We start from the raw sequence: 17,646 nt of genomic DNA, 5'->3' as shown, positions 1-17,646 counted from the left end.
GTTGGGGGCAGCGCCCCCAAACCCCCTAACTCCATTTCGTTGTCTTTGCCGCCGACGCTGCTACCGCTTAGCGTCTTGCTTGCAAAGCCTACTCATTCCGTCCTTTCCTTTCTTTTGCTCAAAAGTAGGATGGATGAGCCGCTATAAACTATAGGCAAGGCGGAAGCCGAAGCTGCTGTACCTGCTGTACGGGGAGTTGCGGTCCCGATAGGCAACACGACAATACACCGAATTGAAGCTCCAGCCACCGCCCCGCAAAACGCGAGACGAGTTCCTCGATTCATCAATCCAAGCACTTCCATCGTCGGGGGCATTGTCATAATTTTCGTGATAATCATCTTCACACCACTCCCATACGTTTCCACTCATATCGTAAATGTCCAGTTCGTTAGGCTTCAACAAACCCACTTCTTGGGTTTGTTGCTTAGAATTCTTGTCAAACCATCCAACTTCTTCCAATTTATTGCTTCCTGCATATTCATAACCCTTGCTTTTGTTCCCTCCTCTTGCAGCAAATTCCCATTCAGCCTCCGTAGGCAATCTAAATTTTTTGCCCGTTTTTTGATTCAGTTTTTCGATGAATTTTTGGGCATCTTCCCAAGATACATTCTCTACTGGCAAATTTTCCCCTTTGAAGTGACTTGGATTATCACCCATAACCGCTGTCCATTGTTTTTGGGTCACGGGATATTGGGCCATAGAAAAACTCGGAACGGTCACCTTGTGAATGGGTTTTTCTCTATCCATTTTATTGCTTCCCATATCGAAACTACCTCCTTCTACAAAAACCATTTCTAAACCCAATTTCCCAAAAAATACTTCATTAAAAAACTTTTCTGCCATATCCCAACCCGTCCAGTCTATTGTCCCTACAAATGCCTCATTCTCCAATGCTTCTTTGGCAATGAAATACTCCAAGATGGATTTGTGGGCGAATTTCCAGTTGCCGTTTCCATCACGGGTCAGCAGGGATTTGCCTGTCATTTCGTAGTTTTTGAGTTGGAGTTGGTGTTTGGGAGCGATGTCGATTGCCGCTTGTCTGTCCAAACTTGTACTGCCTTTGTAGTAGAGTTCCAATGCGACCAAACGAGAAAATTGCAGCAGGTCTTTTTTGAATTGATTTTGTTTGGCTTCGGGCTGTCGAATAGTTTCTCTGTCCAACCATTTTTCGACCAAAGTTTCATAAATCTCATAGGTATTGTGGAATTCTTTTTTGCTTGTAACCAACAAGTCAATATAACTCAACAACATCGGGCGCACCATCAAATTTGGAGAACGGTTGATGATTTGTAGGGTGATGATTTGTAGGGCTTTGCGCTTTTGTTTCCAATTCCAAAAGCGGACAATCCCGTATTTCTTTCGCAGGTACTGTTTTACCTCTTTTTGGTCGAAGGGAGAAATATACAGAATACCAAGTTTGTGGTAGCCTCCGCCATCGTGTCGAGGGATTTTTAGCTCATAGTGTTTGTCTTCAATTTCGGGAAAATATTGGGTTCGACTTGTAATAATGACCCTTCTAAAATCCTGCACCGCTTCCATCACTTCATCTAATCGCTTGCGAAAACGCTCACTTTCCGTTAGTTCAGTATTGTTGTGCAATTGCAGCAAATGAACATCTTCGTCAAAAGCATCTAAAAGCAATATCGTGTTCAATGCATCTTCTTTGCCAATCGTCTTTATTTCCTCCAAGATACGCTTGTCCCTAAACGGGAACAAGCGTATTTTGAATTTCTTTGGATGCCAACTCCAAAAAGAATGATAGCGAACATAGAGGTTCAACATAAACGTTGTTTTACCCATTCCCGAACCCGCCAAAACCAAGTGGTATTTCCTACTTTTTTCTTTGTCATTGAATACTTTGTGGAGAAAAAACGGAATCATTTTTTCTTTCGCTACATAAGGTTTGCTATCCCCTGGCTCTTCCTCCTCCCGATTTGGAGCAATATTTTGCAGTTGGGTAGGAATGAAGTATTGACGTGCTTTTTGAATATCGGGATACTCCCAAAAAGGAGCTAAATCATTGGCAGTTTGTTGGTTCTTCCATCGGTTGTACAAGTATTTGCACAAATAATATAGCACAAACAACAATGCAACTGTGAGCAACACAGAAAACAATCTGCTGACCGATTCACTGAATCCCAATTTCATCAATAACGGTACAAATAAATCAACGATGGCTTGTATAATGGGTTCTTCCATGAGAAGTGTTTAGCGTGTGAGGAAAGTTTGTCAAATATAGCAACTAATTTAGAGAAGGAAATAGTTCCCCCCCATTCACATTCAACTCAAATGTTGATGAATCTTTGCCAATGGAACATCCAGATACAATCGTGGACAATTTCCAATTTTGGCAACAGTTGAGCGAAATACAAGAAAATCGCTCTTCACCTACCCGTTCCAAACGTTGCCAAACCTTTCAGGTGTTGGCAAGTTTTCCACTCCCCTAGCGATAATTCGCTAACGTTTGAAAAACTTGGCGACATTAGAAGCGGCTTAAGTTCAAAAAAAAATCGGCAACCCACTCCCGCAGATTGCCGATTCTTCAATAAAATCGAATATCAATTATCCAATATCCAACTTAATTCCCCTTCTTCAAAAACTTACTACTAATCGTCTGACCATTCACCTCAATCGTAATCACATACACACCCGTAGGATAAGGCCTAATGTCAATACGTTTCATATTCAAAAAAACGCAAGGTCTAATAACCACTCTCAAACAACTCTGGCAAAAACTCCTTGTAAGAAATATTCAGTTTTTGGCAATAGGTCATAATATCATTCAAACTCGCCAAGCCTTTATTGCTTTCAATTTGTTGAATAACTGCCTTTGATAAACCCGTAGTTTTAGATTTTACAGCAATCAAGTGTTTATCTTCCTTTGAAGTAGCAGCATTTTTTCGTAGATGTCGAAGTTGAGACAAAGACATATTCATCAATGAATCATCCATCAACTCATTCCCCAAGCTTTCATTACCTACTTCTACGCCCTCGTTTTTAAACAAATATTTACTTTGTTTGCTAAGGTTTTTGAGTTCCTTTACAGACAAATTTTGAAGAAAATCATCTTGTTCTTCTGTACTCTGAAAATGTAAATTAGTATAATTCATCGGATTCATGGGCTAAAAATAACAAACGTTTTTATATATTCAAAATACCAAATAAAATTTCACTCACAAGCAAAACCTTGTCAACAGTCGCAGACTTTGACAACGGTTAAGCGATAATCATTCAACTGTTGACGAGGTTTTCAACCGTCGTCAAAGTTTCTCTCCTACAAACAAAAAAAATCGGCAACCAACTCCCTCCCAGAAGCCAATTGCCGATTCCAAAAAAATCAAATCATATCAGACCAGTAACCAATCACAAGTCACCAGTCCACCAATCACTTAATTCCCCTTCTTCAAAAACTTACTACTATTCACCTGACCATTCACCTCAATCGTAATCACATACACACCCGTAGGATAAGCCGTGATGTCGATACGTTTCATGTTCATACCGTTCTCAGTACGGTAAGGAATTTGGTCGAGCAATTTACCAGTCAAGTCAAAGATAGAAATCATGGCATCACCATCTTGTGAAGTAAAGGTCACGTTGATAAAGTCAATCGCAGGAACAGGAATCAAGCTGTTGATGATCAGTTTTGTTTCATCCAAACCAATCATTTCCTTGCTTGGGTGAGCAGTTTTACCGCTACCACTGTCCTCGTCACCGCCAGTACCATCATCGCCTCCGTCCATAGGAGTATCCGTTTCTACGTTTGGCACACCCACAGGCGTAACCGTTGTATCACCCGCATTGTCACCAATCTCTACGGTACCGCCGTCGCCATCACCACAACCCGTCACTTGAATCTTCACCATTACCGTATCACAGATACCATCGCCATTGCAACCCACAATCGTCACCGTTTCCATACCTGCAAACAATGGTAGAGCCGTGTATTGCAAGCACTTGCCATCGTCGCCCAATTGAAGGCTACAGTTGTAAGTCGTGTGAGCGTTGGTAATCACCACATCATCGCTACCTTGAAGGTCGCAGAACTCAGGGCAAATTTGAAGCGGAGTCAAAGGTTCAGTACAGAAGAACAACTCATTGCTACATTCGCCAGGACGCACTTCAATTGTCACCGTTGCATAGTCACACAAACCTTCTGGGTCGCAAATCTGATAGGTAAACGAATCAACGCCCACAAAGTCAGGATCTGGCGTGTAGATGAAAACTCCACCCGATAAGACCACCGTACCGTTTGAAGGCTCGGTAAACGAAGTCACAGAAATTGGGTCACCGTCAGGGTCGCTATCATTGTTCAATACAGGAATTTTCACCGTTGTATCTTCCTCGGTCATTGTCAAGTCGTCTTCTGCAATAGGCGCGTTGTTGACCGATTGAGCGCAGTTTTCAGTCACTGTGATATAGACATAAGCCGTATCACATTGGAAAGCATCACAAGCAATAATGCGAATCGTATCGTTGCCTGCAAACAAAGGCAAGGCAGTGTAGCGCAAGCAGTTATCAATGATATTCAAGCTGCAATTGTAGGTCGTTTTTGCAGACTGCAATTGCCAACCTTCTTCCAAACATGGGAACTCAGGACATACCTCAACAGGGCTGATGGGCTCTGCACAAAGCGTATATTCAAGAGAACAAATCTCCTGTCCGCCGCCACCGCCGTCAATCGCAAATCCAAAGTCTGCATCCAAGAAGTCTTCACCATTGCTCAAATCCACATTGTAGCTACCAGTAGTCGATAAGACCGTATTTTCAGGACCTGCGCCCACTGTCACGGTGTAATCACCTGCTGGCAAGTCTTCAAAGAGATAGAATCCTTGACCGTTGGTAGTCGTTGTCAATGTGCTGCCATTTGGCAAGGTCAATGTCACCGTCACACCGTCAATTCCGAAGTCCAAACCATCTGCTATTCCATTGCCGTTTAAGTCGGTGAACACAAAGTCACCAATGCTACCCAATTGAGGTTGGAAACCAAAGTCCACATCGGTCACGTTTTCACCAGGGCCTAAGTCCACCACTTGCGTAGTTGAAGTCGTTGGGTTCATACCTGCTGGCGGATTCGTCACGCTTACGGTGTAGCCATCCACTGGCAAACCTGTGAAAATATACACGCCGTTTCCGTTGGTTGTGGTGATGATGTTTGGTCCATTATCAGGACTCAACAACACAATCACTCCTCCAATACCAGGCTCACCTGGGTCTTGAACGCCATTGCCATTCGTGTCTTCAAACACAGTTCCTGCAATAGAACCCAACTCAGCGGCTGGCTCAAATCCAAAGTCTGCCGTCAAATCTTCTTCACCCGCATCCAAGCTGATATTGAAGCTACCCGAAGTCGTCAAGGTCGAACCTTCTGGTCCTGCGCCTACTTCAACAATGTAATCACCTGCTGGCAATTCATCAAATAGATATTTTCCAATACCATTTGTGCTTGCAGTCTGCGTACTGCCATCAGACAAGGTCAAAGTGATGGTGATACCTGCAATGCCACCTTCACCCGCATCTTGAACGCCATTGCCGTTGGTATCTTCAAATACCGTATCGCCAATTGCACCCAACAGTTCTTCTGGTGCAAAGCCAAAGTCTGCATCCAAGAAGTCTTCTTCTTCGTCCAAATCAACGGTGTAGCTTCCTGCGGTTGTCAAGTTGGTGTTCGCTGGGCCTGCACCGACAAATACATTGTAAGTACCAGCAGGAAGGTCGTCAAACAAGTAGAAACCGTTGCCGTTGGTGGTCGTTGTTGCAGTGATGCCAGAAGGATAGACAAGCGTTACGGTGATTCCTGCAATGCCGTTTTCACCCTCGTCTTGTACGCCATCTTTGTCCGCATCCAACCAAACGAAATCTCCAATGCTACCCAAACCAGAGGCTGGTGCAAATCCAAAGTCTGCATCTAAGAAGTCTTCGCCTTCGTCCAATCCGACATTGTAAGCAGATGGACTTGTGATGGTTGAACCATTTGGCCCGTTGCCTACTGCCACATTGTAATTGCCCGTTGGCAAGTCGCTAAAGATGTATTCACCGTTGTTGTTCGTTGAAGTCGTCAAAGTCGAGCCGTTTGGCAAGGTCAAAGTCACTGCAATGTTCGGCAATCCAACTTCGCCATTGTCTTGAACGCCATTGCCGTTAGAGTCGCTAAAGACTGTATCGCCAATGCTGCCCAATTCTGCGGCTGGTTCAAATCCGAAGTCTGCGGTCAAGAAGTCCTGACCTTCCACCAAGTTCACATTGAAGCTACCTGCGGTCGTCAATGTTGCGCCACCAGGACCGTTGCCTACCGTTACGGTGTAGCTATCTGCAGGCAAGTCGCCAAACAAGTAGTTTCCATTGCCGCTCGTTGTAGTCGTAAGCGTAATGTCGCCATTGGTCAAAGTCACCACAATTCCGCCAATGCCAGGTTCGCCTGTATCTCTCACGCCATTGCCGTTCAAGTCCAACCAAACCAAATCTCCAATGCTGCCCAACTCTGCGGCTGGCTCAAATCCAAAGTCTGCTGCCAAGAAATCTTGACCTTCTGCCAAGCTCACATTGTAGCTATCTTGTGTCGTCAAAGTTGAACCTTGTGGCCCTGCGCCTACTTCAATGGTGTAGCTGCCTGTTGGCAAACCTTCAAAGAGGTATTCACCCAAGCCGTTTGTAGTTGTACTTTCGGTTGTTCCGTCAGGGTAAGTAATCGTTACGACTACTCCCGCAATACCTGGCTCACCCGCATCTCTCACACCGTCGCCATCCAAATCAGACCAAACCAAATCTCCAATGCTGCCCAGTTCTACGGCTGGTTCAAATCCGAAGTCTGCCAATAGGTAGTCTTCACCAGCATCTAAGCCCACATTGTAGGTTTGAGGGGTTGTCAAAGTCGAACCTTCTGGGCCTTGAGTCACTGTCACCACATAATCGCCTGCTGGCAAATCGGTAAACAAGTAGTTACCGTTGTTGTCAGTCGTTGCAGTGATGCTCAAGTTGCTTGGATAGGTCAAAATAACGACTACACCTGCAATGCCCTGCTCACCCGCATCTCTCACGCCATTGCCGTTCAAGTCCGACCAAACCAAATCTCCAATTGTTCCCAACTCTGCGGCTGGTTCAAATCCGAAGTCTGCCGTCAAGAAGTCTTCACCTTCATCCAATCCTACGCTGTAAGTAGTTGGAGTAGTGATGGTAGAACCTTGTGGGCCTGCGCCAACCGTTACGGTGTAGTTACCTGCTGGTAAGTCATTGAAGAGGTAGTCGCCTAGTCCATTGGTCACAGTAGTTGTGTTAGAACCGTTTGGATAAGTAAGGGTAACGATTACCCCTGCAATGCCAGGTTCACCCGCATCTCTCACTCCGTCGCCATCTAAGTCAGACCATACCAAATCTCCAATGCTACCCAATTCTGGGGCAGGCTCAAATCCAAAGTCTGCCAATACGTAGTCTTCGCCATTGCTCAAGTCCACATTGTAGGTATCGGTTGTTGTCAAGGTCGTTCCTGTTGGACCATTGCCAACTGTCACGATGTATTGACCTGCTGCCAAGTCTTCAAATAAGTAGCTGCCGTTTGTGCCTGTTGAAGTTGTTTCGGTGAACCCATTTGGATGAATCAAAGTGACGGTTACGCCTGTGATGCCAGGTTCACCCGCATCTTGTACGCCATCACCGTCCAAATCCGACCAAACTCTATCTCCAATTGTACCGTTTTGAGGCTCAAATCCGAAATCGGCTGTCAAATAGTCTTCACCTTCGTCCAAGCTCACATTGAAGGAAGCGGGAGTTGTCAAAGTTGTATTGGCAGGGCCTTCTCCTACTGCAACGGTATATTCACCTTTTGGCAAGTCAGAGAACAAATATTCGCCGTCATTATTGGTGGTAGTCGTTGAAGTAGTGCCATCAGGTCTGGTCAATGTAACCGTTACCCCTGAAATCCCTGGCTCATTTGGACTGTGCAATCCGTTGCCGTTCAAATCCAACCAAACGAAATCGCCAATCGTACCCAATTCTGGGGCAGGCTCAAATCCAAAGTCTGCAACCAAGAAGTTTTCACCCGTACTCAATACTACATTGTAGCTTTCGGTAGTCGTCAAGATTGTTCCTGTTGGGCCATTGCCGACTGTCACTACATAGGCTCCTGCTTCTAAGTCGAGGAACAGATAGTGTCCGTTGGCATTGGTGGTTTTTGTGACAGTAGAACCGTTTGGCAAGTTCAAGGTAACAGTTACACCATTGATGCCAGGCTCGCCCGCATCCTGATTGCCGTCGCCGTCAATATCCAACCAAACGAAATCGCCAATCGTACCCAAAGCTGCATCGGGTTCAAATCCGAAGTCTGCCGTCAAATAGTCTTCTCCAACGCCTAGGTCAATGTCGAAGTGATTAGGAGTTGTCAATACAGAACCTGTTGGGCCATTGCCGACTGTTGCAGTATAGTCACCTGCTTCTAAGCCAGTGAATAGGTATTGACCATCGTTGTTGGTTTGGGTCGTTGCAGTAGAACCATCAGGATAAGTCAAAGTAACACTTACACCTGAAAGACCTGGTTCGCCTGGACCGAACAAGCCATTGCCGTCCAAATCCAACCAAACGAAATCGCCAATCGTGCCGTCTTCTGGTGAAGGTGCAAAACCAAAGTCTGCATCTAAGAAGGCTTCCCCTGCGCCCAATCCTACATTGTAGCTTTGTGGAGTTGTCAAAGATGAACCCACTGGCCCATTGCCGACTGTCACCACATAATCACCTGGCACCAAGTCTGTAAAGTGGTATTCACCGTCATTGTTAGTCGTTGTACCAACTGTTGCCGAACCACCAGGAAGCGTCAAGGTAATCGCTACACCTGGAATACCTGGTTCGCCTGGGCTGTGCAATCCGTCGCCATTCAAGTCCAACCAAACGAAATCTCCAATGATTCCTGTTTCGGGTGAAGGCTCAAATCCGAAGTCTGCCAACAAGTAGTCTTGTCCTGCGCCCAAGTTAATATCGAGGCTTTGTGGAGTAGTCAAGCTCGAACCTTCTGGACCATCGCCAACTGTTGCCGTGTATTCACCTGCTTGCAAGCCTGTGAAAAGGTATTCGCCATCGTTGTTCGTAACAGTTGTTGCAGTTGTTCCATCAGGATAAGTCAAGGTAACGGTTACACCCGACAAAGCAGGTTCACCTGGTCCATAGATACCGTTGCCATTCAAGTCCAACCAAACGAAATCTCCGATTGTACCGTCTTCTGGTGCTGGCTCAAATCCGAAGTCTGCCAACAAGTAGTTTTGTCCAACGCCTAAGTCTATATCGAAAGATTCAGGGGTTGTCAAGGTCGTTCCTGTTGGGCCATCGCCTACGGTTACGGTATATGCTCCTGCTGGCAAGTCGGTGAACAAGTATTCACCAATTCCATTTGTGGTTGCCGTTGCAGTCGTGCCGTCTGGTTTGGTCAGCGTCAATGTGATGCCTGTCAATGGGCTTTCACCTGGGCTGAACAAGCCATTGCCGTTCAAATCCAACCAAACAAAATCGCCAATCGTGCCAAGTGGTGGAGCAGGTTGGAATCCAAAATCTGCATTGAGGAAGGAATCGCCATCGCCCAATGTGATGTCAAATTCACCTGCCGTAGTGAGGTTTGTTCCTGTTGGACCATTGCCCACTGTAGCGGTATAGTCTCCTGCTTCCAAGTCGGTAAACAAGTATTCACCATCTGCATTGGTCGTTTGGGTTTGAGTGTTTCCATCAGGGAAGGTCAAGGTGACTGTGATACCTGGTAATACGCTGTCGCCAGGGCCAAACACGCCATTTCCGTCGTTGTCCAACCATGTGAAATCTCCGATTGTTCCCAAGCCTGTCACCGTTACGGTTACTTGGTCTTGGTCGTCTTCTGCCAATACGTTGTTGGCTGGTGTAGAATCGGTGTCGTCTTGATTTGCAGCACTTACCTGAGCAGTGTTGGTGATGTTGCCCAATTGTTCGACTGTCACCACGATGTCTAAGGTAATCGTTTGACCGACTGCCATTTTATCTACATTCCAAACACCTGCACCTGGAGAGTAAGTACCTGCTTGTGCCGAGCTGCTTTCGTATTGAACGCCGCCTGGCAATTGGTCGAATACTTGAACACCTGTTGCAGGGTCGGGGCCTTTGTTGGTCAAAGTGATGGTGTAGGTAATTTGGTCGCCAATCGTAGCCGTTTCTACATTTGCGGTTTTGATTACCTCCAAGTCAATCACTTTGCCCGATACGCTGACCGTTGCGTCGTCTTGATCGTCTTCCGATGGGTCGTTGTTGGCTGGAGTAGAATCAGAATCGGGTTGGTCGGCTGCGCTCACTTGTGCAGTGTTCACTACCAAACCCTCGGCTGATGCGGTCACATTGATGGTCAATGTGGCACTTGCGCCCACTGCCAATTCTGCAATTTCCCAAACGCCTGTTGAAGAAATGTAAATACCTTTTGAAGCATTCGCTCCAATGTAAGATACGGTTGTCGGCAACTGGTCAGACACTTCAATGTTGGTCGCTTTTGAAGGACCGTCATTTGTGAGTGTCAATGTGTAAGAGAATTGCTGTCCTACTTTGACAGACTCCACATTTGCCGTTTTCTCCAATTGAAGGTCAATATCGCTAATCGTGCTAATGGTTGCACTTGCTTGGTCGTCTTCTCCTTCAACGTTGTTGGCTGGTGTAGAATCTACATCTGGTTGGTCTGCCGTATGTACTTCTGCGGTATTGGTAATCGTTCCTGGCTCGGTCACGTTCACCCAAATTCGCAACATGAATTCCTCGTCTGGTTGAACTGTGCCAACTGTCCAAATACCAGTGTTAGGGTTGTATGTGCCTTTGGTTGAAGTGAAACTGCTGTAAGTCAAACCTGCTGGAAGTGCATCCAAAACAGTGACACCTGTTGCAGCATATTCGCCTTCGTTTTTCAAGGTGACGAAGAAAGAAGTTGTTTCACCCACCAATGCATTCTCGGTTTCAGCTACTTTGGTCAATGTCAAATCGACTTGACTTGCTATAACGGTCACTTCGTCTTGGTCGTCCTCGCCGTCTTCGCCATTGCCTGGCGTGGAATCTGGGTCAGGTTGGTCACTTGCCGTAATTTCCGCCACGTTGGTCACGCTGCCTGTACCGTTCACGGTTGCGATGATGGTCAATACTTCGGATTCACCGACAATCAAGCCGCCTAATGTCCAAAGTCCTGTTTCGGCATTGTAGTCGCCTTTCGTTGCGTCTGCGCTGATGAAGGTCAAACCTGCTGGCAATAAGTCGGTTACTTCGACTCCTGTCGCGGGGCTGCTACCATTGTTTTCTACTTCTATGGTAAAGGTGACTTGACCATTGGCATTGACGATTAGCGGACTGGCAGTTTTGTTCAATTCCAAGTCGGCTGCAATGCCGCCTACGGTCACTTCGTCTTGATCGTCTTCAGTAGGCACATTGTTGTTTGGAGTAGAATCCGCATCTGGCTCATGTACGTGGCTGACTTGCGCTACGTTCACGATTTCGCCTTGTGTATCTACTGTTACGACAATATCAAGTGTCAAAGTCTGACCTTTTAATATTTTGCCTACTGTCCAAATACCTGTTGTGCTGTTGTATGTTCCCTGACTTGCAGTTGCTCCTACAAAGGTCAAACCTTGAGGCAACAAGTCTGTTACTTCTACTTCCGTTGCAGCATATTCGCTGTTGTTGAAGAGTTGCAATGTGTAAGTCACATTTTCGCCCAAGTTCACCTGTGTTGGAGAAGCGTTTTTGGTCAATTCCAAATCCACTTCAATTCCTTCAATAATGGCATTGTCTTGATCATCTTCCTCTGGGTCGCTATTGTTCGGACTTGAATCGGAGTCAGGTTGGTCGCTGGAAATTACCTGCGCTTCGTTGATAACCAATCCACCTTTCACCAATTCCACCTGAATCGCCAACATGGCTGTTTGACCAATCGGCATATTGCCAATGTTCCAAATTCCTGTCACTGGGCTGTATGTTCCTGCATCGGATTGACTGCTAACATAAACCACTTCTGAAGGCAAGTTGTCAAAAACTTGAACACCTGTTGCAGGGAACTGACCTTCGTTGGTTACTTCAATCAAGTAAGTGAATTGATCGCCTACATAGACAGTGCTTGCTTCAGTGTATTTCACCAATGCGAGGTCAATCTCGTTGCCATAAACCGTTGCATCGTCTTGGTCGTCTTCTGCTGGCACATTGTTGTCAGGCGTAGAATCTGGGTCGGCTTGGTCGCTTGCTGTTACCTCTGCTGAGTTGGTCACGCTGCCGCCTTGCAGTACCGTTGCTGTGATTTGAAGTGTTTCTTCTTCGCCTACGTGCAATTGTCCGATTGTCCAGATACCTGTTGTTTCGTCAAAAGTACCTGCGCTCACATCTGCACTCACAAACTGCAATCCTGCTGGCAATTGGTCGGTGACTTCAACGCCTGTGGCAATTGCAGAACCATTGTTTTCAACTGTAATGTTGAAAATCACGTTTTGACCGACATTCACATTCGGGTTATTGACCGTTTTGTTCAAGGACAAATCAGCTGCAAAACTACCAATGGTGATTTCGTCTTGGTCGTCTTCATACGGATTGTCGTTATCGGGAGTAGAATCCACATCTGGCTGGTCGGCGGCACTCACTTGCGCTACGTTGGTCACTTGTCCATCTTTGCTCAACTTGGCTTGTATGTCCAAAGTCACACTTTCGCCTGCTGCCAAATCTCCAATCGTCCAAATACCTGAAACTTGGTCGTAAGTACCTGCGTCTGCTTCTTGGTTCATATAAGATACACCAGTTGGCAAGTTGTCGGTCACTTCAACGCCTGTTGCGTCAAATTCGCTGTTGTTGGTAACGGTGATGTGGTATTGGAAGATACTGCCAATACCTAAGTTTTCGGGTGATGCGTCTTTGGTCAATTCCAAATCAATCGCTACACCACTGACAAGGGCATTGTCTTGGTCGTCTTCTTCTGGGTCGTTGTTGGCTGGCGTTGAGTCTTTGTCGGGTTGGTTGGCTGCGCTCACCTGTGCAATGTTGTCAAACGTTCCCGCTTGGTCAACTTTGACGGTGATGGTGATGTTCGCAAAACCACCGACTTCCAATGTTCCGACTGACCATGTGCCACTACCTGCTGCATACGTACCGATTGAAGGTGTGCTGCTGACATAGCTCAATCCACCTGGCAATTGGTCGAAGATTTGAACACCTGTTGCTGTTGAAGGGCCGTCGTTTACTACGCTGATGGTGAAGGTTACATTTTCACCCACATTGACCGCATCTTGGTTCACAATTTTGTTCACCCTCAAGTCAATCTGCAATCCTTCAACGTCCACCTCGTCTATATCGTCCTCAGTTGGATTGTTGTTGTCGGGTTCAGAATCGGGGTCAATTTGGTTGCTGGAAGTCACTTGTGCTACATTGGTCGTAATGCCTGCGGCTGTAACCTTTGCTTTCACACTTAAAATCGCTGCTGCACCATTTGCCAAGTTGCCAACTGTCCAAAGTCCAGTTGTGCTATTGTAAGCTCCTTGACTCGATGTATAACTTACAAAATTGAAGCCTGTCGGTAACAAGTCGGTCACATCAACACCTGTGGCATTGGAAGGGCCGCTGTTTTGGACGGTGATGGTGAAGGTTACATTTTCTCCTACGCCCACTACTTCGTGATTCACTGTTTTGGTCAAACTCAAATCTGCTACCCCCAATGCTTCAAAGATGGCGTTGTCCTGATCGTCTTCTTCGGGGTCGTTGTTGTTCGGACTTGAATCTGCATCAGGTTGGTCGGCTGCACTCACTTGTGCGATGTTTTCAATTGTACCTGTTTGGTTTACGGTGGCATTGATTTGACGGGTTTTTGTTTGACCAGCATCCAAATCTCCTACAAACCATGTCGCCAACAAGTAGTTGTAAATACCAGCACCATTGCTACCTGCAAAACTCAATTGGTAAGGCAATTGGTCGAATACCTCAACACCTGTTGCATCGGATGGGCCTTGATTGGTAATCGTCAAAGTATAGGTAACGATGTCGCCAACGGCTGCCGTTTCGACGTTCACTGTTTTCTCCAATTCTATGTCAATCACTTCTGCTCCAACGGTTACTTGGTCTTGGTCGTCCTCAGTAGGTACATCGTTGTCAGGAGTAGAATCAGGGTCGTTTTGGTCACTTGCACTCACTTGGGCAATGTTGGTAACATTGTCGGAAGAGTTTACGGTTACTTCAATTTCCAATGTTGCAGATGCGCCATTTTGAAGCGTACCGACTGTCCAAATGCCTGTTGTTTCATCGTAGCTACCTTCGTTGGTGTCAGATTCTACGAATGTCACTCCGTCAGGTAGTTGGTCTTCAATGGCTACGTTGGTTGCTGTTGAAGGGCCATCGTTGGTGACAGTGATTGTGTAAGTCACATTGTCGCCCAAGTTCACGATTTGTTCGCTCACGTTTTTGGTCAATTTCAAATCCGCAACGCCCGTAGATTCGATATCGACTGAATCTTGGTCGTCTTCTTCGGCCACATTGTTGTTCGGTGTAGAATCGCTGTCTTGCTCGTTGGCTGCGCTCACTTGTGCGGTATTGGTAATTGTACCAATACCCGAAACAGTAACGGTAATGGTCAATGTTTCGCTGCTGCCTGCCTCAACGTTTCCAATGTTCCAAATTCCTGAACCTGCCGAGTAAGTTCCTGATGTTGCGGAGTAGGCTACATACGATACGCCTCCAGGAAGGGCATCTGCTATTTGTACGCCTGTTGCATCAGATGGTCCGATGTTGGTCAAGTCAATGGTGTAGTTGATCAAATCACCTACATTAACTTCGGTTTGGCTGACGGCTTTGGTCAAACTCAAATCTATTAATGCTCCGCCTACGCTGACGCTGTCTTGGTCGTCTTCGGTTGGGTCGTCATTGTCGGGAGTTGAATCTGGGTCGTCTTGATCGCTTGCGGTTACTTCTGCGGAGTTGGTAATCGTACCTGCCGATGTTACAGTGGCTTCAATTTCCAATGTTGCAGTTGCTCCTGCGTTCAACAATCCTACATTCCACAATCCTGTTGCATTGTTGTATGTTCCTTGATTGCCGTTACTTGTTACGAAGGTCAAACCGTTTGGCAATTGGTCGGTCACTTGTACGCCCGTTGCAGGAAGTGGACCATCGTTGGTCAATGTCAAAGTGAAGATGACATTCTCGCCTACGTTCACATCGCTGTTATTGACGGTTTTATCCAATTTCAAGTCGGCAACTCCAACGGTGGTAATTTCTACCTCGTCTTGGTCGTCTTCATCAGGATTGTTGTTGTTTGGCGTAGAATCTACATCTGGTTCATTTGCAGCACTTACTTGTGCTACGTTCAAGATTTGTCCTTCACCTGTCACCTCAACGGTGATTTCCAAAGTTGCAAATGCTCCAACTGCCAATTCTCCAATTGTCCAATTTCCAGAACCTACGGCATACGTACCTTTGGTGGCAGCCGCATCAACGAAGGCTAATCCGCCTGGTAGTTGGTCGGCTACGACTACGCCTGTGGCAATTGAAGGGCCTGCGTTGGTAATGGTAATCGTGTAGTTGATTTCGTCGCCTGTCAATACATTGGTTTGGCTGACGGCTTTGGTCAAACTCAAGTCAATGGCATTTGCGCCTACGGTGACGCTGTCTTGGTCGTCTTCTTCTTCTACGCCATTGTTGGGGGTAGAATCGGGGTCGGGTTGGTCACTTGCGGTGATTTCTGCGGTGTTGGTCACGCTGTCTGTACCATCTACTGTGACGGTGATTTCTAGGGTTTCGGTTTCTCCCACGTTTAATTCTGGGATGCTCCATTCGCCTGTCGTTTGGTCAAAGTTGCCTTTGCTTGGGTTGTCGCTAACGTAGGTCAAACCGTCGGGCAATTCGTCTGTAACGACTACGTTGGTAGCAATTGCAGAACCGTTGTTTTCAATTGTCAAAGTGAAAGTCACTTGGTCGCCTTGGTTCACAATGGCAGAGCTTACCGCTTTGGTCAATTCCAAATCGGCTGCTGAACCTCCAATGGTCACTTCGTCTTGGTCGTCTTCGCTTGGGAAATCGTTGTTTGGTGTAGAGTCGATATCTGGCTGGTCGGCTGCGGTTACTTCGGCGGAGTTGCTTACTTCGCCTTGTACTTCCACCGTTGCAGTGATATTGATGCTCACTGTACTGTTTGCAGCTAAAGCTCCTACTGTCCATATTCCTGATGCGTCATCATAATCGCCATTGCTGTCGTCAATCACGTATTCTAAGCCAATCGGCAATTTGTCTTTCACAACTACGCCTGTTGCATCGGAAGGTCCTTTGTTTTCAAGAGTCAATGTGAAGGTAACAGGTTCACCCAATCCTACATCGCTGTCCGAAACCGTTTTGTCGAGTTCCAAGTCAATTTGAATACCTGTGATGGTTTCACTGTCTTGGTCGTCTTCTGTTGGGTCGCTGTTGTTGGGTGTAGAATTGATGTCTGGTTGGTCGGCTGCCGATACTTGCGAAACGTTGGTGATATCACCTGCTTGCATTACTTTGACGGTAATCGCTAAAGTTGCAAAGGCTTGTGGCTGTAAACTGCCAACTGTCCATATTCCTGTGTTTTTGTTGTACGTTCCAGAACTTGGAGCAGCACTTACAAAAGATACGCCTACTGGCAAGTCTTCCAATACTTGTACGCCTGTTGCTTTTGAAGGACCTTCGTTGGAAACGACGATGGAGTAGGTTACGTTTTCACCCACATTGACAGTAGATTTGTTCACATCTTTGGTCAATGAAAGGTTGATAATTGCACCCGAAACGCTTACTTCGTCTTGGTCGTCTTCGGTGATATCGTCATTGCCAGGTGTTGAATCTGGGTCAGGTTGGTCACTTGCCGTTACTTCTGCAACGTTTACAACTGGACCTGCACTGGTCAATGTGGCTACAATGGTCAATGTTTCAGACTCACCAACAGACAATTCTCCTACTGTCCAAACGCCTGTGTTTTGGTTATATGTTCCCACACTTGGGTCAGAACTTACATAAGTTAACCCTGCTGGCAATTGGTCGGTTACTTCTACATTGTCGGTATTTGCACCGCCGTTGTTTTCAATCGTAATGGTGAATGTTACTTCATCGCCTACGTTCAAGAAAGTCTTGTTCGCTGTTTTGGTCAATTCCAAATCGGCTGCTGTTCCGCCCACTGTCACCTCGTCTTGGTCGTCTTCAAACGGCAAGTCGTTCTCAGGAGTTGAATCCACATCAGGTTGGTCGGCTGCGGTCACTTCTGCACTGTTTGTTACAGAACCTTCCACATCCAATGTTGTGGTGAGGGTCAATGTGACGGTTTCGTTTGCATCCACATCACCTACTGTCCAAATGCCATTTGCATAAGAACCATCGCCGTTTGAACCGTCAAGGGTCAAACCGTCAGGCAAGTTGTCGGTCACGACTACGCCTGTTGCATCGGATGGGCCATTGTTGGTCAATGTCAATGTGAATGTCACCTCGTCGCCCACGCCTACGGTTGTTGGAGTGGCGGTTTTGCTCAATTCCAAGTCAATCTGAACACCTGTTACCTCTGCGTTGTCTTGGTCGTCTTCGCTTGGTACGTTGTTGTTTGGTGTAGAATTGGTGTCGGGTTGGTCGGCTGCGCTGACTTGTGCAATGTTGTTGATTGTACCCGCTTCTTCTACTTTTACAGTGACGGTCAAGGTA

The 17,646-nt window shown here is 46.4% G+C and carries 5 protein-coding genes (1 of these 5 running past the window's edge); 1 reads left to right on the top strand and 4 read right to left on the bottom strand.

All coding sequences use genetic code 11. The features are described 5' to 3' along the window. Window positions 1-141: 141 nt before the first annotated feature. Window positions 142-2,199, bottom strand: a complete 2,058-nt coding sequence (locus R3E32_25490) for an SUMF1/EgtB/PvdO family nonheme iron enzyme (protein MEZ4888107.1) — start codon at window positions 2,197-2,199, stop codon at window positions 142-144. 110 nt (window positions 2,200-2,309) lie between these two features. Here R3E32_25490 and R3E32_25485 point away from each other — a divergent pair, with 110 nt between their 5' ends. Beyond that, window positions 2,310-2,447, top strand: a complete 138-nt coding sequence (locus R3E32_25485) for a hypothetical protein (GenBank protein MEZ4888106.1) — start codon at window positions 2,310-2,312, stop codon at window positions 2,445-2,447. A 131-nt stretch (window positions 2,448-2,578) separates the two neighbouring features. On the opposite strand, the gene R3E32_25480 is transcribed toward R3E32_25485, so the two are convergent. From R3E32_25480 to R3E32_25470, 3 genes are all read right to left on the bottom strand, one after another. Then, window positions 2,579-2,683 (bottom strand): T9SS type A sorting domain-containing protein, encoded by a 105-nt coding sequence (locus R3E32_25480; protein MEZ4888105.1) that lies wholly within the window; start codon window positions 2,681-2,683, stop codon window positions 2,579-2,581. A gap of 19 nt (window positions 2,684-2,702) precedes the next feature. Next, window positions 2,703-3,110, bottom strand: a complete 408-nt coding sequence (locus tag R3E32_25475) for a helix-turn-helix transcriptional regulator (protein MEZ4888104.1) — start codon at window positions 3,108-3,110, stop codon at window positions 2,703-2,705. Between the two features lie 279 nt (window positions 3,111-3,389). Continuing rightward, window positions 3,390-17,646: the end of an SdrD B-like domain-containing protein gene (locus R3E32_25470; protein MEZ4888103.1), read on the bottom strand. The gene runs 24,599 nt beyond the window's last position; the window shows 14,257 of its 38,856 coding nt (coding positions 24,600-38,856); the start codon falls outside the window, past its right edge; the stop codon is at window positions 3,390-3,392.

It is taken from the genome of Chitinophagales bacterium (assembly GCA_041392475.1).
Lineage (GTDB): Bacteria > Bacteroidota > Bacteroidia > Chitinophagales > UBA2359 > JAUHXA01.
This window is presented reverse-complemented; position numbering and strand designations above follow the sequence as displayed.